The following is a 25603-nucleotide window of genomic DNA, read 5'->3' on the forward strand; positions in this document are numbered from 1 at the left end:
AATGCTAATTAAAATCATTGATTTTATGTTTTGGGCATTCCATGAATTGCAGACCAACTGGCTTGCACTAGTAGTGTTCGGGACAATGTACACTTATTACCATCAGAATCAACTGTTTAAAGAGGAGGAAAGCACAGATGAAACAAACGCTACAAACAAGACTGATTCAGTCGTCCGGCATGATCGGGCAGCATAAAGGCAATAAAAAAGCCGCAAGCCACGGCAATGGCTTGCGGTTTGGAAATTTGGCAAAACAACTATACCTAAAGCTTATCACGAAATGGCGGTGGCAACAATGACTGAAAACGACTTTGAACAGCAGGTGTTGCCAGACAAGATCTACTCATATGGCGCCTTTAGTTTTACCGGTCAGCAATTACTCAACAACGAAGTCAACATGATTGATGTGATCGCGGCCTACGGCGACACGGTGGCGGTTAACCTGGTGGACCGGATTAACGACGAAGGAAAGGCGTTCTTTATGATCGCCAGTGAGGAGTAAACAATGAGTGAAGCAACGAGTATCAGTTTGAAACCGGAAGTAACTGTTAAGCCCAGTTCCATCGAAATTACTAACTTTGAATCATTACAGAAACAAGTAACCATGTACGCAGCGAAGTACGAAAACTATGTAGCGACTGAGGCAACCCTTAAAAACGACAAGGGGTTACGCGCAGAGCTAAAGAAAACCACCAGCTTACTTGATGAAAAACGTAAAGAAGTGAAGCGAGGTTACAACAAGCCTCTGAATGATTTTGAAACGCAAATCAAGGGTCTGGAAAGAATTATCCAAACGGTTATTGATCCAATTGACGCTGGAATTAAAGACCTCGAAAACAAGGAACGAGAAGCAAGGCGTGCCGATGTACAAACAATCATCGATGAGATGGCGCCTAAGTACGAAGTTGACGCTAACGACGTTGAAATAGATTCCACTTGGCTTAACAAGTCGATCAGTAACAAAAAGTTGCTCGATGGTATCGGCGGAGCAATGCACGACATTAAGGCTGCTAAAGATAAATTAGCAGGCGATATCAAAGCCATTACTGAATATTGTGCTGCTATGGGTATTGACGCTGGTGGTTATATCGACCAAATCAAGTCGGGGGCACTGTTATCAGACGTTATGCAGCGTGCCAATAATTATCAACAACAACTAAAAGAGCAAGCTGAAACAGAACGCAAACAGGAAGAAGCGCGTCAGGCCGTCACTAGATTAGAGCAAATCAAGCACGGTGATAAAACGGTCAATGCCGACACTGGTGAGATCATCATTGAATTCCCAGAGTTTTATAGTGTTGTATTCGAAGTGATCGGTACTGATGAACAGCTAGACAGCTTGGCTCGCTTCTGTGTGCAGAATGACTTGAAGGTTAATACCAAACAACCACGTGAAAGAGTAGGTGCGTAGCTATGAGTGAAGTAGCAAGAAATGAAATAACAATTTCACCGATGGATTTAATTGAACATGTAAATCAGCAAGAAATGAGCAAAAAAGTTCAAGCAATTGATAATTTCCAAAAATTAGTTCAGTCACAACTGGCAAACAAACATGACTACGGTGTGATTCCCGGCACGCAAAAACCGACCTTATTAAAACCTGGTGCAGAAAAAATTTTGATGCTGATGGGGCTCACAAGCGATTATGACATCGTTGATCAGGTTTTGGATTATGACAACGGGTTCTTTAGTTACACGGTTAAATGTACGTTAACGCAAGGCACGCAACGAATTACCGAGGGACTTGGTTCTGCTAACACTAAAGAAAATCGGTACCAATTAAAAACCTGGAACAAAAAAGAAAATAAGAAGATGTGGGATGGGGTTACCTATCAAGACCCATATACATTGAATAACACAGTTTTGAAAATGGCTAAAAAACGGGCACAAATTGACGCTACTTTGACCGTTGCAAGTCTATCAAACGTCTTTACGCAAGATCTTGAAGACTTAGGAAGCACGATGGACAACGGATACTCACGACAGCAGTCAAATAGCGGTGAACAGTCGAGTGGGCGACCAGAGGACTTTACAATGACTTCCGGTAAGCATAAAGGCGAATCGCTTGGACAACTGGTAAACACCGATCGTGAATACGTTGAGTGGGCTGGGTCTGATAAGAACACCTATAACTCTCGTTTGCGTCAGGCCGCGCGTGAAGTGCTTGCTGGGCAACAGACGGCTAAATCACAAGCGACAGCGCCGGTAAGTTCACAGAGCTCTCCATTTGATGGGGATAGGATTGATATTCCAAACGAACAGTTGCCATTTTAGGAGGCGCTCATGGGAAAAATTCTGTTCGATGAACCGCCAATGCTATTGGTTCCATCTTTAGCGGAAGCCTTAGGGGCTAAGGAAGCCCTGTTACTCCAACAAATGCATTACTGGGTGGAGAGGTCGACTAATGTCAAGGACGGCCGTAAATGGATTTACAACACTTATGAGGACTGGCATAAGCAATTTACATTTTACAGTGTAGCGACAATCCGCCGTACTATTACACACCTCGAAAAAATGGAAATTTTGGTAACGGCAAATTACAACAAGGCCGGTTTTGACAAAACCAAGTGGTATTCAATCGACTATGAGAAGTTAGAAAAATCAGTGAGCAGACGATCTGCTCAAAATGAGCAGACGATGAGCTCAAATTGCGCAGATGGAGCTGCTCAAAATGAGCAGACCAATACCATAGACTACACAGAGACTACAACAGAGACTAACAAAGAATCAGCAGCGACTGCTCAGTTACCCGCGGTTCCTGCTGAAAACGACCCACGACCACCGGCCGGTGAGGCAATTGAATATTTTGAAACCACGTGGAGCAAGTTTCCTAATCCTCAACAAGTTCAAGACTTGACCGAAGACGTAGATGAGTATGGCAAAGATTTGACCATTGCTGCGTTGAAGCTGGCAGCCAGGAATGAAGTGAAGAGCAGTGGGCTAATCCGCTATGTGGAAAAAGTGTTGCGGGATTGGCGCGCAGCCAAAATAACCACGGTCGAGGAAGCGCGGGAAGAAATGCGGCGGCACTTAATTCAAGGCCGAGGAAGCTACGGGCCCAAACAATCTATGTCCCGTGAAGAATTGCCTGATTACAACCAGCAAGAGGTAACCTCACAGCCTGATTCAGCAGGGGAAACGATTGAGCAGTTGCGTGCCAGAATTGACGCCGCAAAGAATCAACATGCAGAGGAGGAGCAATCATGACAACTCAAGTACTAGACAAAGAGTTTAACAACCCAGCAGTTAACCTGGGCGATTGGATTCAGTTTCAAGGCGGCGACATCGTGCTCGTTTGCGGAGTTAACGATATTTTCACTCGTTTCGATTTGTTCAGTGTAAAGGACGACGCCGCCAGCACGGCAACACGGGAGAATGATGGAGGCTTATCCACATCTGAACCCTATCGGCTGCTAGATGTGGCTGTGCGGGTTATAGGCACTAAACGGCCAGAGGAGTAAGTCATGGATGAACGAGTTTTCTTGAAGCTAACGCCAAAACTGTTTGCTGACATCGTGGACGCTTTGGACCCAGTGCAGGACCAGAAGACAATTCACCGATTGGCTAAGCTACAAGGTGGCTTGTTCGAAGCCCAGTTCCGCGACGAACGGAAGATAACGGCTGATCAGCGTGCCAAAATTTTCGCCATGATTCGCGATTATTGTAAATCTCAATATGGCTGGCCTTTCAAAGAGACGCTGGCAGCGGCTGAGATGGATATGAAGCTGTTCTTCTGGGAGAAGACGAAACGAGAGCCATTTAGTTTTAGCGATTGCTCAATCGATGCGGCAAGCGACTTCATCGAGTTTCTAATTGAGTTTTTCTATGAGTGGAAGATTCCGTGGGCTAGGCGAACATGGGACCTGTTACAAGGCGATCCTGGGCGGATGTACTACGGCATTAAGTATCGCGTCTGCTGTATTTGCGGCAACGAAGCACAATGGGCGCACGTTCATACGGTTGGTATGGGACGGCCTAGAACAAAAGTGGACCATCGCGGCAACTACGTGATGCCAATCTGCGTTAAGCACCACAATGAGCAACATAACATTGGCATTTGGACATTCATGGACAAGTATCACATCAAAGGTGTGAAGGTCGATGACGAAATCAACGCCATGTTGCAGTACAAACATTTCAGCATTGATGACACGGAGGACGGAGACAAAAATGAAAGCAATTACGGAAATTGAACGCGGCGGCGTTGAACAATATGAAGACGAGATTAACCAGCATGGTAAGACAATACTCAATCCCACCAAACTTGGGATTGAGTATCATAACGGAAAAATGCAAGTGGTGATGGATTGTGAGCCAGTTGAAGCGGGAATGCTACTTGCTAACTTGATTACTAACTTAATTACTGACCATGGCAAAGAGTTTACCGGCTACACAACTGAGGTTGTAACCCACTTGGCAAACACGATTGTGCGGGCACAAATGCCTAAGGAATTGCGCAGCATTGTGGATCATTTAGAAAGTGACACCAAAAATAGCGAGGATAACGGAAATGATTAAAACGAATCTATCTCCGCTTGAGGAAGCATACAACAAGTGGTGGATGGGAAGATTTGATGCCGAAGAATACAAGATTATTTCGCTTATTTCCTATGGCAAAAAGCTTTACGAATACACCACTGCTAACAATCGTTATAGCGATGAAGAAGATTTATGGTGCGCTATCTATGTGGCGAAACAGTACGGCATTCGCGTTGATCAAGTTGGCATTAACGGCAAGCTATTCAAGGTTAGCCACAGAATGTATGAATCAGTGGACACGTCGGACAATCTTACGGGTGGCCGCCTATGAAGACACTGGAAGCCATCACTGTTGTGATTCTAGCGTTTGGAATGTTGGCCGTCACATTTTACTGTAGCATGCACCGGGAAAGCCTAATAGCACTATGGGGTGCTGCAATGACGGCCGTTTTAGGCATTATGCTAACTCAGTTAGCGGGGAAGGATTGAACCATGCTGTACAGAGTAACGACATTAGGCGGGCAGACCCTTGTCGGGTGCGTTCGACTAACAGAGGCCGAGATCATGCGCAAGTTGCAGATTGAGTGTCCATACAAACGGCGTAAGAGTGATTCACTATTGCCCGATGTGTGGAAGAAAGTTAATGGATAGGTGTGAATTTAATCTGAAAAGTAAAAAGCCCACCATTTAGGTAGGTTTCAAAGGTCATTTCAAAGTAGGTATGGATTAATTTAAAATTGCCACTCCTAAAGTCAGATATGTGGCAAATGTAATCCAAATTACGTAGGGCACTAGCAAGTATGATGCTAGTGTACTTGTCTTGTGGAAGACGTTAATGCAGGCAAAGACGACGGCAACCAGGGCGATAATAATAGCTACGCCTACCCAGTAGTTACTTCCTCCGAAAAACACAATGCTCCAGATAAAATTCAGGAATAGCTGTCCGAAGAAGAGGAAAAGGTTTGTTCGTAATTCTTTGGGACTAGTGGAATGATACACAAGTAAATATCCAGCGATACCGATTAAAGCGTATAGTACTGTCCACACAGGTCCAAATACGTAAGATGGTGGGGAAAGCACGGGTAGGTTAAGTCCTTCGTACATGGCTTTGATATTGCCAGCAAAAAGGGATGATAGGATTCCAATAAACTCCACTGCTATTATCCACAATAGTAGTAGCAACCAGCTGAATCTTTTACGGGACATTCTTATGTTCATGATTAGTTAGCCTCCGATCTTTTGAATGAAAAAGGCCACATAAGTGTGGCCGCAAACGTTCTTACTTCTTAGGCTCGTTAATCAAGCCGATGAAACGAAGACAATAAATGGCACTGATGCCAACCAGTATATAAATTATTCTGGAAAGCATGGCTCCTTGGCCTCCAAATATGGTAGCAACTAGATCAAATTTAAAGGCGCCGATTAGCAACCAGTTTAAGCCACCAATAATTAACAGAACTAACGCAGTAATATCTAAAGCTTTCATAAAATAACCTCCTTTGACAAAGTGACGTAAGCTACTAATGCATTTGACAAGTTCATCTTATTCAAAAGCCAATAACAACACAAAATAACTGCTTCATAAACAAAAAAAGCCGCCCTCGAGAACGAGGACGACTGCTTACTAAAACCTGGTATGTCTTAGTATAGCAATCATTCGGGAGGGCGACAACGTGACAGAAGTAGAAGAACTAACATTTTTCCCAGCAATCGACGACGATCAAACGGTGAAGAACGTCCGTGACTTCTTCACACATAAAGTGCCAAGATTTCAGCGGATGAGTGGGTGGCAATTAAAGGACAGTCTCCGCTCTCCGGTTTATGATGGGATGCCTAAGTCACATAGCAACAATAACGGGGCAGAGCGGGCCATTTTGGACGAATTAGAGCGGTTAGATGATGAGGGGTACTTGCTGAATGCTGGCCGAATCATTGAGGCGACTGTTCAAGCCGTGCGGAAATGTGAAGCTGACTTGCAGTACATTCTGATCGGCACACACGTATTACACCAATCGCAGGATTACATCATGGATCACTTCAACTGTGAACAGTCGCAGTACCAGTTGAGGAAGCGTGATGCTTACCTACAATTTGCTGATTACTTTATGCGAACGAGAAAAGAGTGTCATGCAGGCTATCCGAACCTGGTAGCATATGCAAATCGGAAAACGACCGGAGTTTAACCGGAAAAACACCGGAAAAAATCCGTAAGAATTTTGGGAATTGCGGGGTTATATTGGTATTGTGCCATTTAACCGATGGCGCCCTCCAATGATGATGACGTTGGTAGCCGTGATAGGACGTATGGGCGGTTCGATTCCGCCACACGGCATTGGCTTCGGCCAAAAAATATATTATAGAAAAGAGGTGAATGTGCTTCTCTCTTTTTTGTTAATTAGTCCAGCTTCATGTCTGGGCACCATTCATACTTAGTTGGCCGCTCATTTTGGGCGGTTTTTTATGATGTGGTAAGATATTCATATCATAAATGGAGGTCTTGATATGAATATTTTAGCCACAATAGGAACGGTTCTTCTTTTTGTCTTGATCATTGTCATTCAACAGTTGCCGAAACATATCAGTGCGGACATAATTAAAAGACTGGAATTTGGTAACAATCGTCAGCTTCAAGTTGAACAATATTTTAGACAAATAGGCGGTAATGAATTAAAGTCTGTATTGAATGATTGGACTGAATATATCAGCAAAATGAGTGAAAAGAACAAAGAGATGGACACCGATAAAGGAAGAGAAAAATTTATTGATTTAACACATAAAACGCTATTGTATGGTTCTAAGAAGACGGTGGTTTTGTTGTCATTACTTAATCAATATAATTATAAAGGCCAGGATGAGGGTGGGGCGAAGTTTATGATTTACCTAGCAAATCTTATTGCGTCTTTAAAATATGATTTTACTGGTTATGAAATGAACCCACTGGATCTATTAATGACAAAATTAACGGATTATGAAAATGAAAAGACTCAGTACGAAAAATGGAATAATGAAGTGAAAAAAGAAGTGGAAGATGGTTTGAATTAGCGAGGTGCATAAATGCTTGATGTCAGCAATTACGTGACCATTATTTTTACAGCAGTTGCGACGTTGACCATTATTATTTGTATCTTTGTTTATTGGTATTTACATCGCGGAAAGTAAAACGTCCTTCGGGGCGTTTTTATTTTGCTTACATAGTGCGCTTTAAACTTAACCAGTACGGGTGCAGGAACATCCAATGCGCAGTTAACGGTAATCATGGCATGGTAGTCATGCCATACATAGTTTTAAACCCGTCGATTTCGACCAGTTTAGAACACGAACATTAAACCCGAAAGGCATGATAACAAACATGCAGATGACTAGCACCACGTTTGGTTATATGACCAAGCAAGAGGCCGAAATGATTGGCCGCCTCGATAATCGGAATAAACACCAGACTAAGCGTCGTCCAAATGGGCGGCGCTTTTCTGATGCACCCAGAACAAGGACATGGAGGGCTAATGATGAAGCGAGTTCAACGAGGAATCAGACAACAGACCGAGAGTATGACTGCAGCCGAATACGAGAAGGTTAAACGGCACAATGAAGCCGAACGTTTCTTGGTAACAGTCATCAATGATTTACCGGAACCACTATGCGGACCCCACAAAGCACTAATGAAAGTTCTGATGGAACAGTTTGTTAAAATGGCCAGTGCGTTTTGATGAGTAGTAATACTAACAGGAGGTGGCGGTGATATGTAATGGCAGAACAAGTCAAACAGGCTGAACAAGACTACATGGCCGGCATGAAGTACAAGGATATTGCCGCTAAGTATGATGTGTCGATGAACACCGTCAAGTCATGGAAGACACGGCATGGGTGGTCACGTAGTAATGATGCACCGCCGAAAACAAAAAGGGTGCACACACAACCGAAAAAGGGTGCACACAAATCTGCTGTTGATGAGGATGTTTTAGAACCACGGCAGGAGCTGTTTGCTCAACTGGTTGGTGGTCAGAGATTGCCATTATACAGAGCGTATCAGATTGCATTTGACGCGTATAAGAGATCTGATAACTCGGTAATGTCGGCGTCGTCAAAGCTTGCTAAGCAACCGGCCATCAGGGAAAGAATTAACAAGATTTCAGCAGAGGCAGCGGCTAAACATAAATGGTCATTAGACCGTGTACTTGATTCGTTGACGTTCATCCATGATGAAGCTAAAGCTGCTGTTTACATGGAAGGCCCGAAGAAGGGCAACACTGACGCGATGATGAATGCGTTAGACAGAATCGTGAGCCTGTTACGGTTGGACGACGCTTCACGAGACACAGCAGCTAAGGCTCGAATTACTGAACATCAGGCTGATGAGATTGAGGGTAAGGGTGCTACTAACCCATTACTGACAGCCTTGAGTACACAAGCTACATCATTAATACCTGAGGAGGCTAACCCGGATGAGGACACCACTGACTAATGTACATTATGGGGCCAAACAGTGGGATTTTATAAATTCGCTGTTTGATCACACGTTTGATGTCAATGAGGGTTCCATCCGTTCGGGAAAGTCGGCAGCGGATGCCGCACGGTTGGCGATGTTCTATTTAGCAACGCCAGACGTCAATCATCTAGTGAGTGCGTACAACCAGGAACTAGCCTACAACTTGTTTATTGAGGGTGATGGCATGGGATTAGCGTACATCTTCGATGGGGCCAGCCATTTACGACGCGATCGAGGTGGTGACCACTTGGCTTTAGACCTGCCGAGCGGAGAAAAGAAAATTTACTTTAAGGGTGGCGGTAAGTCAAACAGTGCTAATGCTATCCGTGGGTTGTCTTTAGGTTCGGTTGCATATTCTGAAATTCAGCTGCTTAACAAAGAGTTTCTTGAAGAGACGTTTAGACGGACTGCGGCGGCAACGTATCGTTACCATCTAGCTGACTTAAACCCGCCAGCTCCGCAAGACCCAATCATTAAGTTTTTTGATGATCACGATGCTCATTGGCTTCACTGGACTATGCATGACAACCCGATTATGACGCCAGCTAGATTGGCAACCATGAAAGCTGAACTCATCCGCAATCCTTACCTGTACAAACGTGACTGGTTAGGCTTACGGGTAATGCCACAAGGGGTTATCTATGACATGTTCGATCAAGACGCCATGACCGATCAGACGTTAATTGGTAAGCCAGTTGAAATGTTTTTCGAGGGCGATGCTGGTCAAGATGATGCCACCACGATGAGCTGCAATATTGTTACAAGCGTCCGTCAACCTGATGGGCGCTTTAAATTTGTCCTCAATCGGGTAGCTAACTACTACCACAGTGGGACAGAGACCGGCCAAACTAAGGCCATGAGCACGTATGCGGTGGAGCTAAAGCGATTCATTAACTGGTGTGTGAAAACGTACCAGCTTCAATACAGCATGGTTCAAATTGACCCGGCGGCACTGTCACTGCGGCAGGAACTGATTAAGGTTGGCATTCGTGCTGGTAAGGCTGACAACAACGGTCACGACCACGTGGGTGCCGCCAAGGGGATTGAAGTTGGTGTTGAGCGGATGCAGTCACTAATGAGCGACGGTCAGTTTGCTTTGGTTGATACGCCAATGAGTGGACTGGCAGAGCAAAGCTACGACCACTATCACTACATTAAAGAACTGGGGATGTATGTGCGTGATGAGGCCACAGGCAAGCCGGTAGATGCCAATAACCATGCAATGGATGAGAGCCGTTATGCGGCCAACTACTTCACGAAACGATATAAGAGGTGATTAGCCTTGTTTAACAAAGTATGCGACTGGATAAAGGGGGTGTTAGTTAAGATGGGATTAGCAACGACGTTACAGAACGTGAGCGATCACAAGAAAGTGATGGTGGATGACCAGCAATACTCACTGATCAGTGACTGGTTTAGCATTTATCAATCACATCCAGGGTGGCAACGGATCCACCGGCAACTGCCAGACGGAACGTTCCTTGATCGTCAAATGTACTCACTGAACATGGGGCAGGTGTCGGCTAAGAAGATGGCAAGCCTTGTGTTCAACCAGAAGGCGTTGATTTCAGTGTCTGAACACAAGGATAAGGAACCAGACCAGACTTCACCCGATGATTACAACAACGTTGAGAACAACTTCATTCACGGGGTGCTGCAAGATAACCACTTTTACCATAATTTTGAACGGTACCTTGAGTATATGTTTGGTACTGGTGGCATTGTGCTACGTCTGTATACCGACCGCGGCAAGGTCAAGATTCGATTTGCTACAGCGGACTCATTCTATCCAATCTCATCAGACGCTAACGGCGTTACTGAGTGTGTCATCGCTTCGACGATCGTTAGCAATGGGCAGCGCTATACGTTGCTTGAATGGCATGAGGAAGATGACGGCGCCTACATCGTGACTAACGAAGTCTATAAGAGTGTTGATGACAAGGGCAATGATCTTGGTATGAAGATTGTTGACTGGTCCGTGTTGCCAGAAGCGTTTAAGAACATGGCACCACAGACCCGTTACTCTAAGGCGTTGTATTCGCAACCGACATTCATCTACCTAAAGCCCAACCTAGCGAATAACCTTGAGATGAGTAGTCCGCTTGGTGTGCCTATCTACGCGAATGCAAAAGATACACTGAAAGAACTTGATGAAGCTTTCGACATGCTGAGACAAGAGTTCAAGATGGGACGCCGGCGCATTGTGGCACCATCTAACCAGTTAGAAAGTAGTGTTGATCCAGTTACTGGGAAGCGGCGCTTCACGGTAGACTTCAAAGAAGAAGTTTACATGCCATATTCAACGGAAATGAGTGGCGGTGATGGTGAAAGTACCAAGCCGACTGACATCACATTGCCACTGCGTAATGAGTCCATCGTGTCCGGTATTAACGACTTGCTACACATGTACGCTTCACAGGTTGGTTTTAGCTCAGACGCGTTCACGTTTGATTCTAAGACGGGCATGGTGACCGCTACGGCTGTCGTGAGTGAAAACTCTGACACATACCAGACGAAGAACAGTCATGAAACCCTGATTGAGGACGTGCTACACCACATGTGCCAGGTAATCGTTGAGTTGGCTCACAATGACCCGTCGGTGCAGTATAGCGGTGCCACTGATATTGATGTGTCGGTTAACTTCGATGACTCAATCGCCAAGGACCGCGATGAGAACCTCAAGTATTACATGACTGCGAATGGGAACCGGCCTGTGATGTCACAACTTGAATCAATCAAGCGTGCCATGAGTGTTACTGACACAGAGGCACAAGAAATGCTGGATAAAATTAACGCGGAGTCGGCTAATGCTGAGGGTGACATTAGCGACATTGTGGGTGGTGACGGTAAAGACGGTGAGGCTAATGCTTGATCCGTGGGACCTAGATAAAGTCGCTGCCAAAGATTCACAGAACTTTGCCGACGTTGAGGGTTTAATCTGGCAGCACATTGCGAACGTGTTAGCTGAGGAACAACAGAACCAAGCAGATGACACACCACCATCCAAATGGCAGCAGGAAATGCTTAACCATGCTGACGACATTCGGAGGTATGCTAAGCAAGTAACCGGTAAGCCGCAAGAAGATGCCGTGTTGACGTTAATGACGACGCTGGGTCCAATGAGCTACAACAATGTTAAACGGGCCGAGGATTGGTTAAGGACGCACTCCCATAAACCTGTGGCGCACATTGGTGATACTGCTACGGTTGCCGCCGAGGTTGCTAAAGGGCAGAAAGACGGCGAGAAGTATCTGACAATTGCCCGCAACAATATGTCTGAGAATGCCTACACACAGTTCAACAAAATTGTGACCACGGCGGCGTCGGACATGCGCACCGGTACAACGTCCACTAAAGCATTGAGCAAGGCGGCTAAGCAGTGGGCCGACCAGGGCATACCAGCATTGATTGACAAGGCAGGCCGCCACTGGTCGCCAGACGTTTACATTAGGACCGTTATTGAAGCCTCAGTGAACAACACGACCAATGCGGTTGAGCTGGCCCGCTACAAACAATACGGGGCTCTGGTGAAAATCAGTTCACACGCCGGGTGCCGTCCGTCACACTTGCGATTTCAAGACCACATTTATTCCCTCACTGGGGACACTGATAAATATCCTGACTTCGAGTCAACGACTGGTTATGGAACTGCCACAGGAATCGGCGGTATTCATTGCCGCCACCACACCTTGCCCTACATTGAGGGTGAGGGTTACATGAAAGTCCCACAAATGGACGCAGATGAAAACGCCGCTATGTATGCTAACAAGCAAACACAGCGGCGTTTAGAGTCCAGTGTTCGAAAAGCTAAGCGGCAACAGGTAGCCGCCGAGAAACTGGGTGAACCTGCTGACATTCAGAATGCCAAGCACCTTGTCAGCCGTCGCCAGAAAGCCGTACGTGAGTTTACTAAGGACCACAAGTTAACTAGGCGTTACGATCGTGAACGAGTTCTTGTTGATAGTAACCAAGCAGAAATTAAAGGGGCTACATTAAGTAAATCTGAACTTGCAGCGGTTAATTCTTATATTAGCTCAGATTCTTATAAGATTAACTATGCGCTTCGTAACGGCGCGGAAATTCCTTCTGAATTTAAAAATACTGTGCCTCATTTGGATGCAGCATTGTTGAAGACACCTAAGTATAAGGGGCAGATATATCGGTCTTATACTTTTTGGGATAGTGATGATTTAAGGAATTACCTTGCTACCCGTAAGGTCGGCCAAAAGTTTACCACACGTGCCTTTACATCATTTGGAACGTCTGTATACGATCCTGATGATACTGTCAGGGAAATTATACTTAACTCAACACAAGCACATGATATGCGAAGTTTTAACGCGGCTGAGCATGAAGTATTATATGAACGTAATAGCCGTTTTGTAGTGGTTGATAATTACATTGATGAAAATGGCAAACCGATAATAGTTTTAGAGGAGCGTAAATAATGGCTAAAGAAATGACCGAAGCAGAAATTATTCAGTGGCTAAGATTACACGATATTACGGTGGGACCGACTACGGTAGTTGTTGATGCTGCTGCAAAATCAGCGTTGCCCAAAGAGCAAAAAAAAGTGGATGATGAATTTCTTGCAGCAGCTATGGCCGGAATTAAGCAGTGGCCGCCAGAGGTGGTGCGATATGTAAAGAAAGCAAAGTCGGAAATGAATCGTAAACAAGAGTAGAGATAATGATTATCTGTCCTAGATACGACATTAAAAGGTCTATTTTTTATACCCAAATTAGGAAAGGAGCAACAATATGGCAGAAGATAATTCAACGCCAGCAACAACTGATCCAACTTCTGCGCCAACACCGGCACTGGAAACACAACCGACTCCTTCGCCGGTCGATACGCAGAAGGTGGCCTCAGAAGCACGAGCTGAGTTGTTAAAGTCGCTTGGCTTTGACAATGAAGATGATCTGAAAGGATTGGTCGACCAACACAACAAAGATGTTGCAGCCAATCAAACGGAACTGGAGGCCAAGTCCGGCGAACTGGATAAAGCAACGGGAAAGCTGTCCAAAGCAGAGGCTGAGCGTGATAATGCGTTGGCTCAAGTGGCGGCACTTAAACAAGGGGTTAACAACGACCACTTGAATGATGCCCTGGCACTAGCTAAGGCTGACCTAGCTGGAAAGGCTAACGGCGTCAAGACGATTGATGACGCCCTAGCTGGTGTGTTAGAACGCAACCCAGCATTTAAGGGTGAATCTGGGCCAGTTTCAACCGCAGTGGCAGGACAAAATCTCGGTGGAGGCATGCCGGTGACGGTCCCAGATTTATCTAAGATTAGCTATGAAGAGGCAGCTAAACTTAAACTGGAGCACCCCGATATTTATAAGCAAGCAGCTGAAAAGCTGTCAATTTAGGAGGAAAGCATAGATGGCTAATGATATTACTGTATTAGACAACCTGATTGATCCGCAGATCATGACGGCGCAAATTTCTGCAAAGCTACCAAAAGCAATCCGTTTTGGTTCTATTGCACCAATCGACACAACTTTAGAAGGCCAACCAGGGGATGTTATTAGTGTTCCGCGTTACAAGTACATTGGTGACGCCACAGACGTTGAAGAAGGTGGCGCAATTGATTACGCTATGCTGACAACGGACACTGACACGTTCACCATTAAAAAGGCCGGCAAAGGGGTAAAAATCACCGATGAAGCGGCACTGAGCGGCTATGGTGACCCAGTTGGTGAAGGCCAACGTCAAATTACAATGGCGATTGCCTCAAAGATCGATAACGACATCTTGGCAGCTGCCATGAAAGCTCGCTTGAAGTTGACTTCTAACGTTGACGTAACGACGCTGGACATGATTGATTCTATTGAAGCAGCTTTCAATGATGACACGAGTGAGTACGCAGTTGAAGATGATTCCGCTGCAACCGGTGTTTTATTTATGAATCCAAAAGACGTCAACAAGTTGCGTAAGGCAGCGGCGGAAAACTGGACACGGGCTACTGACCTGGGTGATAACATCTTGATCAACGGTACATTTGGTGAGTTGTTAGGATGGCAAATTGTTCGCTCTCAGAAGATTGCTGTTGGTTCAGCGCTAGCAGCCAAGCCTGGGGCAATGAAGACCTTCATGAAACGTGGGGTATTGGCTGAAAAGGGCCGTGACATGGACAACAAGGTTACCAAGTTCAACGCGGATGAACACTATGGTGTTGCAATTTATGATGACACTAAACTGCTTGTTATTAACCCATTTGACGTCGTAGGCGGAACAGTTATTGACCAAAACGTTACGAAATCTCCTGATCCTTCGGTTAAATCATCTGTTAAACGTGGGAAGGCCGCTAGCTCATCTACAACGGGATCAAGCACTACAACACCCACTAAGTAACGAGGTGATTTAAATGCAAATGGTCGATCAAGGGTTTTATAGTAGCACCTATTATGGGGAGCCACTTAAAGATGACGCCGACTTTAATCGTTTAGAGGCCCGGGCTGAGGAACTTGTTAATGAATACGCCAACCACTATTTTGATAGTCATAATCTTGAGGATTTGCCACTGGATGCTGACCGCCTGAATGTGAAAAAGGCCATCTGCGCTCAAATTGAGTGGTTCCTTGATGCTGGTGGCGTTGAGGAACTCGCCAATGCTAAACAGTCTGCCGGTGGTCTCACTCATGTGTCTGTGGGTAAGTTTAATTACGATAAGGCAGCGTCTGTGAGCCTGCCTCGTGGGACTGCCCAACGGTCGAACATGGCAATCAACTACCTGCGGCCGACTGGCTTGCTATACAGGGGAGTTGGTCAGTATGGTTGATGCCATTCCGTTAGAATTGCTGTCGGATTCAATCAAGGTATTGCCAGACGAACCGGACAAGGACAAAGACGACTCGTGGAGCGACGGGGATTCAACCGCCGCCGACACCAGTTACACCATTGACCATGTTCGCGTTGACCCTGCGGCCGGGGTGTCTGTCCAATCGGTGGGTAGCGGGACAACAGTAACAACCATTACCGGTAATTACATGTTGTTCGTTGATGCGGCCAACTCGACACCGTTGGCTAGGTTACCGAACGTTAACGATCATGTTGTGGTTAGTTCAACTGGTCAGAAGTTGCTAGTTAAGTCGTTTGATCCAACCTACGATTTCGGCAACCACATTCATCACTGGGAAGGGGTGTTGTCATGAATAATCAGGTTAGCTGGGGCATTTTGAACACACTCACCAACGATTATCTACTGATGAACATGCTCAAGGATAAAATCGTTACAGACGTTGACCCGTTTATCCCCAATTTGAATAGCAACTTGCAAAAGAGTGTTACTCGTATCACTCGGCCACACGGGGTCACATTAATTTGGAATGAACCATATGCCCAGTATGTCTACGGTGGTAAGGCCATGGAGTATCCAGCTGGCACACCCGTTGGTTGGGCCGCCAAAAAGGGCTACAAGAAGGTCGTGACTGGTCGGCCGTTACATTACACCACCGAGGTTAATCCGCAGGCGCAAGGCCACTGGGTTGACCACGCGTGGCTGATTAACGGTCAATCATGGGAGCAACTCGTGATGCATGGTTTGGGGGCTAAATGATGGGGCAGGTAAATCTTGACCTCGATGAGGCCGTTAACAAATACATTAGCGCAAATGTTGAGTTGTTTACCAAGATGGAACTGGGGAACAGTTACCATCCAGGTAACACGCTTAGCTATGAAGTTCAACCAACAGGCCCAGCAGTCCGTTACTACAACGGGATCCGCAAGCGGGCCTTTTCATTTGCTGTCACGTCAAAGCACACCAAGGGCATTGTGTCATTGAACACACTAAATGCCATTATGGATGCGATGGAAGATGCGACACACGTATCAATTAAGAGTAGTAACAGCTCTTTCAAATTTCAAAACGCCAAGATGACTGAATCTGCGCACATTATTGCTACCGTCCAAGACGATGCCAATAAGGACTCGCAACAGTATTCGGTCTATCAAGGCGTTTTTTCTGTAACCGTTATTTTAGTTTAGGAGGATTTATAAGATGGCAGATGCGACTCAAACGTTAAACGTCCACGGTAGTATTCAAGAAAACTACCTTGACGAGTATTTCGAAGGAAAAGTTGATAATGATTCAAAAGTAAAAGACTGGATGTACGTGGCTGAAGGCATTACGAACGTGACGCCTAAGTACACCGATAAAAAGAAGACGGCCGCATACTACAACGGTGGTGGGCAAGAAAACACAACCGTTACTGGGGTTACATCTTCATACGATATCACTGGTGATCGTTCAATCGGTAATCCTGCACAAGATGATATTGCTGCCATGAAACAAAAGACTGGTTCGGCCCGTGAACGGATGTTCCGTAAGTGCCAATACTTACAGAATGATGATGGCTCATTAACACTTCACTCCGTCGAGACAGGAATGGTCACATTCTCAGACATCGACGATGGTGGTGGGGCTGCGGATGATAACGGTGGTTTTAAAACTACCGTTAGCTACAAATCTTCGCCTGCAACAATTGGACCGGATGAAGCTGATAAGCTGGCTGCTGTTTTACTAGAAACGCCATGTCAAAACAAGGACATCTTAGGTGTTGAACTAAAGCCAGCGAGTAAATAGTGGCAATAGTTCCGCACCGGTAACGGCTGATCCAACGCCAGCACCCACACCTAATCCCGCACCAACGGATAATACTGGTCAATCTGTGCAAGGTGGTACTACGGCGTAATTTACAGGCGGCTTCGGCCGTCGTACATAGAACACACTAAATTTATGGAGGTCTACACATGTCTGACGTAATTAGCTTAATTATTCCCAAAGATCACTTGGATTTTGAAATTGGCGGCAAAACGTTCACCGCTTCATTTGCCGACAAGTCGGTAGCTGTGTTTAAGGCGACTGCCTTAGATATTGAGAAGCAAGAAGTACACAGCGTTCAAGAAGTAGATCGGTTAGCAACCGAGGTTACTGCTAAGAAGGACGAAGCACGCAATAAGGAACATGACAAGCTGAAGCCTAACGAGGTCGCACTTCAAAAGATATTGGCTGCGCTGGATCGCGATTACAACAAACGCTTTGTGAAAGTATATGAGAAAGCAAGCAAAAAAGCCACAGAACAATACAAACAGTATCTGGATGATCTATTCGGGGATGGTTCTGGTGAGCAGATTTACAAGTTGTGTTCAGAATCCAGTAACGTTCTTGCCAAAGTGGTCACTCAAATTATTGAAAACGTGACGCAGGCGACTGATTTGTCTGACTATCGCCAACGCTACGCTGATGAAATTGCGGCCATTAAGGCCAGTGAGACGAAGTAGGTGAATAGCCATGAGCTTCACGCAAGTTAAAACCAATTACGTAGATTTTAAGAACCACCGGTACCAGTTGGACCTCTCATTTAGAATTGTGTTGCTATATTTTCAGCTCATTAAAGATGAAGGGTTAACTGAGAAAGAACGTATAGAGCTTGCTGTTAAGGCATTAGTGGCAAGTGATACAAGCGGCTTGGATGTAAATGAGAAAGCACAGCTTCTTGACGCCATTTTTAAGCAAAAGCTATATACGGAGCGGGAAAAGCGACGCGAAAAGTTATTCAGACACAGTAAAACGTCATTTGATTTTGATGCTGACGAGGACTTAATTAAAGCCGGCTTTCAACAGCAATACGGTATTGACTTAGATTCTGTAACGCTTAGCTGGTCGAAATTTAGTGCCATGCTCGAAGGCCTAACAGACGATACACAGTTTCGTAAGGTGACTACCTACCGCTCTATTAAATTAAATGACGACATGTCGGACGAACAAAAGGAGCTCATCAACCAGATGAAGCTCCTTTATTCGTTGGATAACACTAACCACAATGGCAAGCTAACCCAATCGGAGCTTGAACTGGAATTAGCTGGGCTTGATATGCCGCATAAGGCTATAAGGCGAGCGGAATTAATCAAAGCAGGAAAGATTTAGGAGGTATTAGTGTATGGCCGTTGATGGGGCTGTCAGAATTAACGTTGATCTAGAATCTAAACAGGCCCTAGCCAATGCTAAGACCTTAGACCAGGCATTGAAGGGTGTGGACGTTAACCCAGCGTTAGCAATGCACATTTCAGAGTTTACAAAGAGTTTGGCAGCTAGTCGGGCGACTGTTCAGCAGGCACGTACCGAAGTTGATAAGCTCGCTAAGAGCGAAGACAACAATAGCGATAAGCTTAAAGAGGCCAAAAAGGCCCTAGCACAAGCTGAGGCTGAACAAGGCAAAATGATTCAGCAATTAAAGCTGAGTGCGTCAGCGTGGAAGTCTGTGGGGTCTGAGCAAGAAGAAGCTGGACTCAAGACATCAGCAAATGTCTCCAAGCTAAAAGGGTTGCGGACTCAGTTGGCCGCTAACCAAGCTGAAATTGTACGGACCGGTGATCAGTTACGACACCTTACTCAAGATGAGAATGCAAATGGCGCTGAAGTTGCGGCTACTCGCACTAAATACCAGCAGTTGCAAGCACAGCAGCAGGCCCTAGTCGTTGAAACCGGCAAGCTAGACAAGTCAGTTGGCGGGTTAACACCAGCGATGGCGGCTTCTGCTGATAAAGCTCTTGCGTTGTCTGGGCGTTTTAAAGAAGCCGGAGAAAACATGCAGAACCTGGGCCGAACGGCGACCATGGGAGCAACACTGCCGATTGTTACCGGTTTTGGTCTGGCTTATAAAGCCGCGTCCGACTTCCAGTACCAATTGCAGGACATTCGAAAAGAAGTTCAGGCTCAAGGCTACTCAACCCAGCAAGTGAACCAAATCATGAAGCAGCTGTCTGCGGACACACTTTCATGGTCCAAACAGTTTGGGGTTGGTACTAAAGAAATCAACGACGGTATGTTCGAGTTGGTTTCTAACGGGTACAACGTTAAGCAGGCCATGGGCATGATGCCGAGCCTGTTAAAGACGATGACTGCCAACTCTGATAAGTCTGGTCAGTCCATTAAGCTCACAGCGTCTATGCTGGAACAGTTCGGGCAAAACCTGGGGTCTAACGGAACAGTTATCAAGAATGGTAACGCGTTAATGAATCAGATGACGGAGGCGACACATAAGTCGGCGATGTCACTGGGTGACCTGCAAGAAATCAGTGGTAACGCTGGGGCCGCCATGCACGCGATGGGGGTCAAAACTAACGAGTTCCTGGCAATTTCCGGGCGATTGAAGTCAGCTGGGATTGATGCCAGTTCTGTCGGGACTGGTTTATCAGCGATGATGACGAGACTGGGTACTGGGACCGGGCAAGCCGCTGCTGACTTGAAGAAGTACAACATCGCTATCTACGATTCACACGGCAAGATGAAAGACGTTTTTGACATCATTGGACAGATGCAAAATGCCTATAAGGGCATGAATGATCAAGAACGCCAGAAGTTTATGTATGACACGATCGGACAGGAAAACATGAAGGTTGGTATGACCTTGATGGACGCCAACTTGGGCCGCTATAAGTCGTTGTCTGATGAGATTGAACACAGCAACGGAACAGTGGACAAGTACAACAAGACCATGCGTGACACTAGCCAGTTCTCGCAGCAACAGTTTAAGGCCAGCCTACAAGCGCTCGAAATCGAGTTCGGCCAAAAGCTGTTGCCAACCATTACGCCCGTTATCAAAGAAATCACTGACCTGATGAAGCGATTTACCGAGTTAGATGGTCAGATGCAACAAAACATTATTCACACGGCTCTACTTGTGGCCGCCGCCGGGCCAGCGTTAAGTCTGTTGGGTAAAGGGACGTCATTAGTGGGGCTTTTCGTTAACAAAAATACACGTCTATTAGAGCAGCTAGTACGTTTAACGGCAGGCACTAAGGGCGTGGGCGGTGCGTTGGAAGAAAGTGCGTACAGTGCGGTCAAGGCCGGGACTTCTGTTTCAGGGGTAACCGGTAAGATGGGACTGTTCTCAACAGCAACACGCGGCGTGTTGAGTGGCTTGTCAGCCATCGGGCCGATGTCCGTGGCTGCTGATGCCGGTATCGGCACGCTTGCACTAGGAGCCGCACCAGCCGCATTGGCAATTGCTGGCATTGGAACGGCCGCTGTCTTCGCGATTAAGTCAGAACGTGAACATGAAGCTGAAATCAATAACCACAACAAAAAGATGGATGAGTTTGGTATGAACATCAGTGACAACACCGCAAAGTCACTGAAAGGGTTCAATGATCTGCACGCAAAAGCTGAGAATGACATGGTTGAACTTGATGGATCAGTTGGTGAACAGTCCCGTAAGTTGTCTAGCGACGTTGTTTCGAAATATAGCCAAATGGCGGACAGCGTTGTTGGTAAATTCTCGTCAATGAAAAATGATGCTCTAAAAGCGTTGCAAGGATTGAGCAATGGCCTTGGAACGGCCGGAAGCCAGTGGGTCAAAGACGTAAAAGTATCTGTTAAGGATCAGAGCGGGGACATCATTAATTCAGTGACTGACGCCAAAAAGACAATTACCGACCTTAACAAAGAGTTAGGTGGAGACTTGTCAAAGGCCAATTCAACTCAAAAGGCAGAATTACAAGACGCGCAGGAAACGATTGCAAGTAGTGCAACGGTGTTCGCTAAGTCTTATCGGGACCAGTCGCTTATTTACCAGCGGTATACGAACGACCATGGAAAATTAACCGATAAGATGTATAAGGACGACCAAAAAGCTACGGATAAGGCTTATCAGTCCGCAACGGATGCAGCTGTAAAAACATATGATCAGCAAACCAAAGCCTTAAAAACGGCTTATGAAAATAATGAGATGTCCTATAATCAGTACACCGACGCGATGAACGTAGCTGATGCAAAGCGTAATGCCAACAAGGCAAAGGCCAATATTGAGTACACCAAGACTGAAAGTGCTTTTGCTGAACATTACAACAACACAGGTACCGAAATGCTTCGTAACAAGGAGAAGCTCAATAAAGCGTCTATTCGTCTAGACGATTATGGCAATACACAGTATTACAGTAAAGTTAGCCAAGAATGGCTTTACCGTGATCAATGGGTGGCAGAGGCGAAGAAAGATAATGCCAAGTACATTCAAGAGCAAGAAAAGTCACATGGGACCATTAATAGCAATTTGAAAAAGTTTACGGATGCCCAGGTCAAGGCCTACGAGAATATTGGCCTAAGTTCCAAACAAGCCAAGGCGCAAGCAGAAGTTGATGCTCAAGACTTAGCGGCTGAAGAAACAAAGTCTGGTGAAAAGCTGGCACAGGCGGCTAGTAAAACTCATGATAGCTATATCAAAGGATTACAAAGTGGCACACTTGGTAATACGGCAGATGTCGCTAAAAAATGGGGCCTTGATTTAACTAACACCGCTGACACAATCAATTTAGGGAAATACGGTGATAAGACCGCTGCTGATTTTTGGAATGACTTTAGTTCTGGTAGCAAGGTTGGGTTTAAAGAAGCCCAGGTCTATTTTCAGAGTCTTTTTGACACCTGGAAAAGTAACGATGAAACACAGATCAAAAAACTATCTCAGTCAGATCAGCAAACCTTATTGCAAGGGCTTGAATCTGGCATGATTACTGTAAAACAAGCTGGAAAACAGTTTGGCAGTAGCATTATCGATTTATTCCCAAAGGACTTATCTCAGGTTGGACAGCAGGACCTCGATACGTTATATCAAGGACTTAAACAAGGCGTCATTAGTAAAGGGGAACTATTAAAACAATTTGGTAAATCTGCTCTTGATATTTTTCCAACTGATCTGAGCCAAGTTGGAAAAAATGACATTGCGACACTTCAAAAAGGGTTAAAAGATGGTACGTTCAGCTCTGAGGACTTAAAGCAAAAATTTGGCGATCAGTTCACGCAAATTTTTCAACAAGATCAAGTATTAAGTAAGATTTCTGAAAAAGACATGAGTACCCTAAAGCTTGGTCTGTCTACGGGAATTACTAATAAAGATGAATTGTCAGCACAGTATAAACAACAGCTAGATTCAATTTATGGACAAGACTTATCAAAACTTGGAAAAGATTCAATTTCGACGCTCGCTCAGGGGTATAAGCTTGGTTTGCCAGAAGCAACCGCTCAAATGGACGCACTGGAAAAATTTGTGGGTGAGAAAACTAAAGTGAACGTCACGGGCCATGGGAAGCAAACCATGGACCAGTTGAATAAGGAATATAAAGACGGTTCGATCACTTCCGAAGAGTACTTCGACGACTTGGCTAAGTTTTTGCATAAGACTTCTAATGTCACGTTGACTCCCGAAGGTATTGCAACAATGGGAAGCTATGGGAGCGGATTGGATAGCCAACATGATTTTGTGAGAGGCACAGTCAAGGGCATTCGCACTGATGCGGAAAATAACACTGCCCCAAGTGGTGTGGTTTACAGTAATGGGCAACTATTTTCAACGGGATGGTCCAATGGGATAGATTCAAAAGGAGACCTTCCAGTGACTTCAACGTTCAACATCATGAATGGGATTGTAGGAAATATGAACACCTCCGCTGATGCAATTAATACCATTTCTAAGGGAACGGGTGGATCAGGAAACGCAGTAAGTAAGCCAGGAGGTCAAGGCTTTAATAAGCCAACGAGCATATCACAATTTAGGTACGCCACTGGTACTCGTGGACAATTAACTCGGCCTGAATTGGCTATGGTTGGTGATGGTGGCCGTAGCGAATTGATCGATTACGGTAATGGTCAATTGGAATTGTCTCCAGACACGCCAACAATGCGTTACTTAAATGCAGGTACCACGGTTTTTAATGGTCAAGACACATTGCGTGTGTTGCCTGCCTTAAAGGCTATGGGTGTACCAATGCACGCTACTGGGACCGGTGGGAATATCATGGATTGGTTCAAGAACCTGTTTGGAGATGTGTTCAAGTTCTTTGAACATCCAGTTGAAAACTGGGGAAAGTTAATCGATCAATCTTACGACATGACGCCTTTTGGAAGCGACCCCACTACCATTGGTTCAAGTACTAAGACCTGGGAAAAGAAGCAGACGAGCTTCTTAGAGAAGATAAAGCAAGAAATTGAAGCTATCGGCACTGGTCAAGGGTCTGTTAGCAGAGGTGACTTTGGGACAGCGGCTAAAATGGCCGCAAGTATGATGGGACAAACCCTATCTGATTTTGATATTGACCATCTTTATCATCAAGCAATGGTTGAAAGTAACGCTAATCCGTCACAAGGTGGTGGCTATGATGACCACGACGGTACTGGTTTGCCAATGGGGATTTTTCAGTACAAACGTGGTACTTTCGGTACTTGGGCGATCCCTGGCCATAACAACATCTTAAGTTTAATGGATCAGTTGCTTGCCGTTCTGAATGATAGTAATTGGCGTTCAGATATCGCGCCAATGAACTCCCGGCGTGGTTGGGGCCCTACTGGTCACCCAATGTACGATAAGGGTGGTATTTCTTACTCAAAGGAACTTGCCTGGGTCTCTGAGCATGGACAGAAGGAAATTCATATTCCAGATGATCAGTCATCATATTCAAAGGAACTCACTGAAGACGCAGTTAAGATGTCGTTCGGCCAACAAGCGTTTGTGGCAACAACGGCAGAACAAGCGTCAGGCTTCCGGCCGACGGTGATGGCTGCACCGCAACCCGTGCAATTGAGTGCACAGCAAGCAGTACAACCGGTTAATAATGGAGGTCTTGGCGGTGAACTCAAGGGGTTAGTGGATGCTTTGAGTTCGAAGATGGTCAACATCAATTTGCAACTGGATAACGGCGTATTATTTAACGCACAATATCCGCTGATTAAGCTGGCATTGGGGCAAGATGTAACGATTGATAAAACGAGAGGAGGTAAGTGATGGATCAGTTAGATGTGGAAATCATTTTAAAAGATGGTACTAGCCATTGGCTTTCTGAGTTAGGGATTCAAGTGGAAAAGTTTTCGCCACCAGCGCCATCCTTTTCGCGGAGTTATGCGCCAGTTGGAATGTACAACGTTGTGGCGTCTGATGTTCACACAATGGAGCGCAAAATTCCACTCGTGTTCGATGTGCGAACGGAAGACACGCCGGAGCAAGAGTTAGCGCGATTGCAGGTGTTCGACCTGTTCCGTGGTTATGAGGACTTCTACGTGATTAGCAGTGTGGCGCCGTTCATTCGTTGGCCCGTTCATGCTGACGATGGGTTTAGTTTTGATCCTTATGGTGCTTCACCGATTCTTACAGAAGATATTACGGTTAATTTAGTAGTAACAAGCGGGTTCGGTGAGACAGTCAACACAACGGATGCGATGGACAAGCCAGCATTTCTTGGGTTCGACATCCCGTTTAATTGCTTGCCACCGTACCACTTTCAGAATCAAACAGATGTGCAGGTATTCGTTGGCGGTAGCATTCCGCTAACAGCCGATGGTAAACCCGCCACATTATTTTTCCGTGGTGACGTTGGCAGCCAATTGACGATTACGAACAAAACAACCGGTCAAACATTTCAGCTTAACCAGTCGTTGAACAAGAACCAAGAACTAATTTTATATGGCATGGTCCCAGTCGTTGACGGTGTGAACGTTTACGACAAAGGGAACCATGCCTATTTGGATTTTGCCAAGGGTGTCAACGAGTTGACCATTAGCGGGGCAACCGATTTCGATTTAACGTTTACCACCCGCTACTACGTTTAAGAAAGGATGGATTGCATGCTGTACTTACATGATGTGTCGGGAAA

General features: G+C 45.6%; 31 protein-coding genes. 29 read left to right on the plus strand and 2 right to left on the minus strand.

Annotation, left to right across the window (positions count from 1 at the left end; translation table 11 throughout):
- Position 1 precedes the first annotated feature (1 nt).
- From ACRYI5_RS00955 to ACRYI5_RS01000, 10 genes are all read left to right on the plus strand, one after another.
- The gene (locus ACRYI5_RS00955; protein ID WP_448223934.1) at positions 2 to 196 is read left to right on the plus strand and encodes a hypothetical protein; all 195 of its coding nucleotides are present in this window, start codon (positions 2 to 4) and stop codon (positions 194 to 196) included.
- Positions 197 to 295: 99 nt separating this feature from the next.
- Positions 296 to 502, plus strand: coding sequence for a hypothetical protein (locus ACRYI5_RS00960; RefSeq protein ID WP_448223935.1), 207 nt, complete (start codon positions 296 to 298; stop codon positions 500 to 502).
- 3 nt (positions 503 to 505) lie between these two features.
- Positions 506 to 1411 (plus strand): DUF1351 domain-containing protein, encoded by a 906-nt coding sequence (locus tag ACRYI5_RS00965; protein ID WP_448223936.1) that lies wholly within the window; start codon positions 506 to 508, stop codon positions 1409 to 1411.
- A gap of 2 nt (positions 1412 to 1413) precedes the next feature.
- On the plus strand, positions 1414 to 2274 hold the full coding sequence (locus ACRYI5_RS00970) for a hypothetical protein (RefSeq protein WP_448223937.1): 861 nt from the start codon (positions 1414 to 1416) through the stop codon (positions 2272 to 2274).
- A 9-nt stretch (positions 2275 to 2283) separates the two neighbouring features.
- Complete coding sequence (locus ACRYI5_RS00975; protein WP_448223938.1) at positions 2284 to 3207, plus strand: DnaD domain-containing protein; 924 nt, start codon at positions 2284 to 2286, stop codon at positions 3205 to 3207.
- Positions 3204 to 3461, plus strand: coding sequence for a hypothetical protein (locus ACRYI5_RS00980; RefSeq protein WP_448223939.1), 258 nt, complete (start codon positions 3204 to 3206; stop codon positions 3459 to 3461). Before ACRYI5_RS00975 ends, ACRYI5_RS00980 begins: the two co-directional genes overlap by 4 nt.
- Positions 3462 to 3464: 3 nt before the next feature.
- Positions 3465 to 4193 carry a putative HNHc nuclease gene (locus ACRYI5_RS00985; RefSeq protein WP_448223940.1) on the plus strand — a complete coding sequence of 243 codons (729 nt, stop codon included), beginning with the start codon at positions 3465 to 3467 and terminating at the stop codon, positions 4191 to 4193.
- Positions 4171 to 4518, plus strand: coding sequence for a hypothetical protein (locus tag ACRYI5_RS00990; RefSeq protein WP_448223941.1), 348 nt, complete (start codon positions 4171 to 4173; stop codon positions 4516 to 4518). Before ACRYI5_RS00985 ends, ACRYI5_RS00990 begins: the two co-directional genes overlap by 23 nt.
- The gene (locus ACRYI5_RS00995) at positions 4511 to 4810 is read left to right on the plus strand and encodes a hypothetical protein (RefSeq protein ID WP_448223942.1); all 300 of its coding nucleotides are present in this window, start codon (positions 4511 to 4513) and stop codon (positions 4808 to 4810) included. Before ACRYI5_RS00990 ends, ACRYI5_RS00995 begins: the two co-directional genes overlap by 8 nt.
- Positions 4807 to 4968 carry a hypothetical protein gene (locus ACRYI5_RS01000; protein WP_448223943.1) on the plus strand — a complete coding sequence of 54 codons (162 nt, stop codon included), beginning with the start codon at positions 4807 to 4809 and terminating at the stop codon, positions 4966 to 4968. The genes ACRYI5_RS00995 and ACRYI5_RS01000 overlap by 4 nt, the downstream gene beginning before the upstream one ends.
- Before the next feature lie 237 nt (positions 4969 to 5205).
- On the opposite strand, the gene ACRYI5_RS01005 is transcribed toward ACRYI5_RS01000, so the two are convergent.
- The gene (locus tag ACRYI5_RS01005; protein WP_448224290.1) at positions 5206 to 5685 is read right to left on the minus strand and encodes a TspO/MBR family protein; all 480 of its coding nucleotides are present in this window, start codon (positions 5683 to 5685) and stop codon (positions 5206 to 5208) included.
- 73 nt (positions 5686 to 5758) lie between these two features.
- Entirely contained in the window at positions 5759 to 5965 is a 207-nt protein-coding gene (locus ACRYI5_RS01010) for a DUF378 domain-containing protein (RefSeq protein ID WP_448223944.1), read from the minus strand.
- A 187-nt stretch (positions 5966 to 6152) separates the two neighbouring features.
- On the opposite strand from ACRYI5_RS01010, the gene ACRYI5_RS01015 reads away from it, so the two are divergent.
- From ACRYI5_RS01015 to ACRYI5_RS01105, 19 genes are all read left to right on the plus strand, one after another.
- On the plus strand, positions 6153 to 6662 hold the full coding sequence (locus ACRYI5_RS01015; RefSeq protein ID WP_448223945.1) for an ArpU family phage packaging/lysis transcriptional regulator: 510 nt from the start codon (positions 6153 to 6155) through the stop codon (positions 6660 to 6662).
- A gap of 319 nt (positions 6663 to 6981) precedes the next feature.
- Positions 6982 to 7521 carry a hypothetical protein gene (locus ACRYI5_RS01020; protein ID WP_448223946.1) on the plus strand — a complete coding sequence of 180 codons (540 nt, stop codon included), beginning with the start codon at positions 6982 to 6984 and terminating at the stop codon, positions 7519 to 7521.
- 458 nt (positions 7522 to 7979) lie between these two features.
- On the plus strand, positions 7980 to 8183 hold the full coding sequence (locus ACRYI5_RS01025; protein ID WP_448223947.1) for a hypothetical protein: 204 nt from the start codon (positions 7980 to 7982) through the stop codon (positions 8181 to 8183).
- Between the two features lie 38 nt (positions 8184 to 8221).
- The gene (locus ACRYI5_RS01030) at positions 8222 to 8938 is read left to right on the plus strand and encodes a terminase gpP N-terminus-related DNA-binding protein (RefSeq protein ID WP_448223948.1); all 717 of its coding nucleotides are present in this window, start codon (positions 8222 to 8224) and stop codon (positions 8936 to 8938) included.
- Positions 8919 to 10238, plus strand: a complete 1320-nt coding sequence (locus ACRYI5_RS01035; protein ID WP_448223949.1) for a PBSX family phage terminase large subunit — start codon at positions 8919 to 8921, stop codon at positions 10236 to 10238. Before ACRYI5_RS01030 ends, ACRYI5_RS01035 begins: the two co-directional genes overlap by 20 nt.
- Before the next feature lie 51 nt (positions 10239 to 10289).
- Positions 10290 to 11834, plus strand: a complete 1545-nt coding sequence (locus tag ACRYI5_RS01040; RefSeq protein ID WP_448223950.1) for a phage portal protein — start codon at positions 10290 to 10292, stop codon at positions 11832 to 11834.
- Entirely contained in the window at positions 11827 to 13410 is a 1584-nt protein-coding gene (locus ACRYI5_RS01045) for a phage minor capsid protein (protein ID WP_448223951.1), read from the plus strand. Before ACRYI5_RS01040 ends, ACRYI5_RS01045 begins: the two co-directional genes overlap by 8 nt.
- Positions 13410 to 13646 (plus strand): hypothetical protein, encoded by a 237-nt coding sequence (locus ACRYI5_RS01050; protein WP_448223952.1) that lies wholly within the window; start codon positions 13410 to 13412, stop codon positions 13644 to 13646. The genes ACRYI5_RS01045 and ACRYI5_RS01050 overlap by 1 nt, the downstream gene beginning before the upstream one ends.
- 76 nt (positions 13647 to 13722) lie before the next feature.
- The gene (locus ACRYI5_RS01055) at positions 13723 to 14334 is read left to right on the plus strand and encodes a hypothetical protein (RefSeq protein WP_448223953.1); all 612 of its coding nucleotides are present in this window, start codon (positions 13723 to 13725) and stop codon (positions 14332 to 14334) included.
- A 13-nt stretch (positions 14335 to 14347) separates the two neighbouring features.
- Positions 14348 to 15319: a N4-gp56 family major capsid protein gene (locus tag ACRYI5_RS01060; RefSeq protein WP_448223954.1), complete on the plus strand. Its 972-nt coding sequence runs from the start codon at positions 14348 to 14350 to the stop codon at positions 15317 to 15319.
- 13 nt (positions 15320 to 15332) lie between these two features.
- Positions 15333 to 15746: a hypothetical protein gene (locus ACRYI5_RS01065; protein ID WP_448223955.1), complete on the plus strand. Its 414-nt coding sequence runs from the start codon at positions 15333 to 15335 to the stop codon at positions 15744 to 15746.
- On the plus strand, positions 15739 to 16119 hold the full coding sequence (locus ACRYI5_RS01070) for a putative minor capsid protein (RefSeq protein WP_448223956.1): 381 nt from the start codon (positions 15739 to 15741) through the stop codon (positions 16117 to 16119). Before ACRYI5_RS01065 ends, ACRYI5_RS01070 begins: the two co-directional genes overlap by 8 nt.
- On the plus strand, positions 16116 to 16523 hold the full coding sequence (locus ACRYI5_RS01075; RefSeq protein WP_448223957.1) for a minor capsid protein: 408 nt from the start codon (positions 16116 to 16118) through the stop codon (positions 16521 to 16523). The genes ACRYI5_RS01070 and ACRYI5_RS01075 overlap by 4 nt, the downstream gene beginning before the upstream one ends.
- Entirely contained in the window at positions 16520 to 16951 is a 432-nt protein-coding gene (locus ACRYI5_RS01080) for a hypothetical protein (protein WP_448223958.1), read from the plus strand. The genes ACRYI5_RS01075 and ACRYI5_RS01080 overlap by 4 nt, the downstream gene beginning before the upstream one ends.
- Before the next feature lie 13 nt (positions 16952 to 16964).
- A complete protein-coding gene (locus ACRYI5_RS01085) occupies positions 16965 to 17549 on the plus strand; it encodes a phage tail tube protein (RefSeq protein ID WP_448223959.1) in 585 nt (194 codons plus the stop codon).
- Positions 17550 to 17716: 167 nt separating this feature from the next.
- The gene (locus ACRYI5_RS01090) at positions 17717 to 18247 is read left to right on the plus strand and encodes a hypothetical protein (RefSeq protein ID WP_448223960.1); all 531 of its coding nucleotides are present in this window, start codon (positions 17717 to 17719) and stop codon (positions 18245 to 18247) included.
- A gap of 10 nt (positions 18248 to 18257) precedes the next feature.
- Positions 18258 to 18893 carry a Gp15 family bacteriophage protein gene (locus tag ACRYI5_RS01095; protein WP_448223961.1) on the plus strand — a complete coding sequence of 212 codons (636 nt, stop codon included), beginning with the start codon at positions 18258 to 18260 and terminating at the stop codon, positions 18891 to 18893.
- 13 nt (positions 18894 to 18906) lie between these two features.
- The gene (locus ACRYI5_RS01100) at positions 18907 to 24738 is read left to right on the plus strand and encodes a phage tail tape measure protein (RefSeq protein ID WP_448223962.1); all 5832 of its coding nucleotides are present in this window, start codon (positions 18907 to 18909) and stop codon (positions 24736 to 24738) included.
- A complete protein-coding gene (locus tag ACRYI5_RS01105; protein WP_448223963.1) occupies positions 24738 to 25559 on the plus strand; it encodes a phage tail domain-containing protein in 822 nt (273 codons plus the stop codon). The genes ACRYI5_RS01100 and ACRYI5_RS01105 overlap by 1 nt, the downstream gene beginning before the upstream one ends.
- Positions 25560 to 25603 lie beyond the last annotated feature (44 nt).

Source organism: Furfurilactobacillus sp. WILCCON 0119 (assembly GCF_053471565.1).

Coding starts and splice junctions, on each gene's coding strand:
- ACRYI5_RS00955 (WP_448223934.1), top strand. CDS start 2: ATGCTAATTAAAATCATTGATTTTATGTTTTGGGCATTCCATGAATTG.
- ACRYI5_RS00960 (WP_448223935.1), top strand. CDS start 296: ATGACTGAAAACGACTTTGAACAGCAGGTGTTGCCAGACAAGATCTAC.
- ACRYI5_RS00965 (WP_448223936.1), top strand. CDS start 506: ATGAGTGAAGCAACGAGTATCAGTTTGAAACCGGAAGTAACTGTTAAG.
- ACRYI5_RS00970 (WP_448223937.1), top strand. CDS start 1,414: ATGAGTGAAGTAGCAAGAAATGAAATAACAATTTCACCGATGGATTTA.
- ACRYI5_RS00975 (WP_448223938.1), top strand. CDS start 2,284: ATGGGAAAAATTCTGTTCGATGAACCGCCAATGCTATTGGTTCCATCT.
- ACRYI5_RS00980 (WP_448223939.1), top strand. CDS start 3,204: ATGACAACTCAAGTACTAGACAAAGAGTTTAACAACCCAGCAGTTAAC.
- ACRYI5_RS00985 (WP_448223940.1), top strand. CDS start 3,465: ATGGATGAACGAGTTTTCTTGAAGCTAACGCCAAAACTGTTTGCTGAC.
- ACRYI5_RS00990 (WP_448223941.1), top strand. CDS start 4,171: ATGAAAGCAATTACGGAAATTGAACGCGGCGGCGTTGAACAATATGAA.
- ACRYI5_RS00995 (WP_448223942.1), top strand. CDS start 4,511: ATGATTAAAACGAATCTATCTCCGCTTGAGGAAGCATACAACAAGTGG.
- ACRYI5_RS01000 (WP_448223943.1), top strand. CDS start 4,807: ATGAAGACACTGGAAGCCATCACTGTTGTGATTCTAGCGTTTGGAATG.
- ACRYI5_RS01005 (WP_448224290.1), bottom strand. CDS start 5,685: ATGTCCCGTAAAAGATTCAGCTGGTTGCTACTACTATTGTGGATAATA.
- ACRYI5_RS01010 (WP_448223944.1), bottom strand. CDS start 5,965: ATGAAAGCTTTAGATATTACTGCGTTAGTTCTGTTAATTATTGGTGGC.
- ACRYI5_RS01020 (WP_448223946.1), top strand. CDS start 6,982: ATGAATATTTTAGCCACAATAGGAACGGTTCTTCTTTTTGTCTTGATC.
- ACRYI5_RS01025 (WP_448223947.1), top strand. CDS start 7,980: ATGATGAAGCGAGTTCAACGAGGAATCAGACAACAGACCGAGAGTATG.
- ACRYI5_RS01030 (WP_448223948.1), top strand. CDS start 8,222: ATGGCAGAACAAGTCAAACAGGCTGAACAAGACTACATGGCCGGCATG.
- ACRYI5_RS01035 (WP_448223949.1), top strand. CDS start 8,919: ATGAGGACACCACTGACTAATGTACATTATGGGGCCAAACAGTGGGAT.
- ACRYI5_RS01040 (WP_448223950.1), top strand. CDS start 10,290: ATGGGATTAGCAACGACGTTACAGAACGTGAGCGATCACAAGAAAGTG.
- ACRYI5_RS01045 (WP_448223951.1), top strand. CDS start 11,827: ATGCTTGATCCGTGGGACCTAGATAAAGTCGCTGCCAAAGATTCACAG.
- ACRYI5_RS01050 (WP_448223952.1), top strand. CDS start 13,410: ATGGCTAAAGAAATGACCGAAGCAGAAATTATTCAGTGGCTAAGATTA.
- ACRYI5_RS01055 (WP_448223953.1), top strand. CDS start 13,723: ATGGCAGAAGATAATTCAACGCCAGCAACAACTGATCCAACTTCTGCG.
- ACRYI5_RS01060 (WP_448223954.1), top strand. CDS start 14,348: ATGGCTAATGATATTACTGTATTAGACAACCTGATTGATCCGCAGATC.
- ACRYI5_RS01065 (WP_448223955.1), top strand. CDS start 15,333: ATGCAAATGGTCGATCAAGGGTTTTATAGTAGCACCTATTATGGGGAG.
- ACRYI5_RS01070 (WP_448223956.1), top strand. CDS start 15,739: ATGGTTGATGCCATTCCGTTAGAATTGCTGTCGGATTCAATCAAGGTA.
- ACRYI5_RS01075 (WP_448223957.1), top strand. CDS start 16,116: ATGAATAATCAGGTTAGCTGGGGCATTTTGAACACACTCACCAACGAT.
- ACRYI5_RS01080 (WP_448223958.1), top strand. CDS start 16,520: ATGATGGGGCAGGTAAATCTTGACCTCGATGAGGCCGTTAACAAATAC.
- ACRYI5_RS01085 (WP_448223959.1), top strand. CDS start 16,965: ATGGCAGATGCGACTCAAACGTTAAACGTCCACGGTAGTATTCAAGAA.
- ACRYI5_RS01090 (WP_448223960.1), top strand. CDS start 17,717: ATGTCTGACGTAATTAGCTTAATTATTCCCAAAGATCACTTGGATTTT.
- ACRYI5_RS01095 (WP_448223961.1), top strand. CDS start 18,258: ATGAGCTTCACGCAAGTTAAAACCAATTACGTAGATTTTAAGAACCAC.
- ACRYI5_RS01100 (WP_448223962.1), top strand. CDS start 18,907: ATGGCCGTTGATGGGGCTGTCAGAATTAACGTTGATCTAGAATCTAAA.
- ACRYI5_RS01105 (WP_448223963.1), top strand. CDS start 24,738: ATGGATCAGTTAGATGTGGAAATCATTTTAAAAGATGGTACTAGCCAT.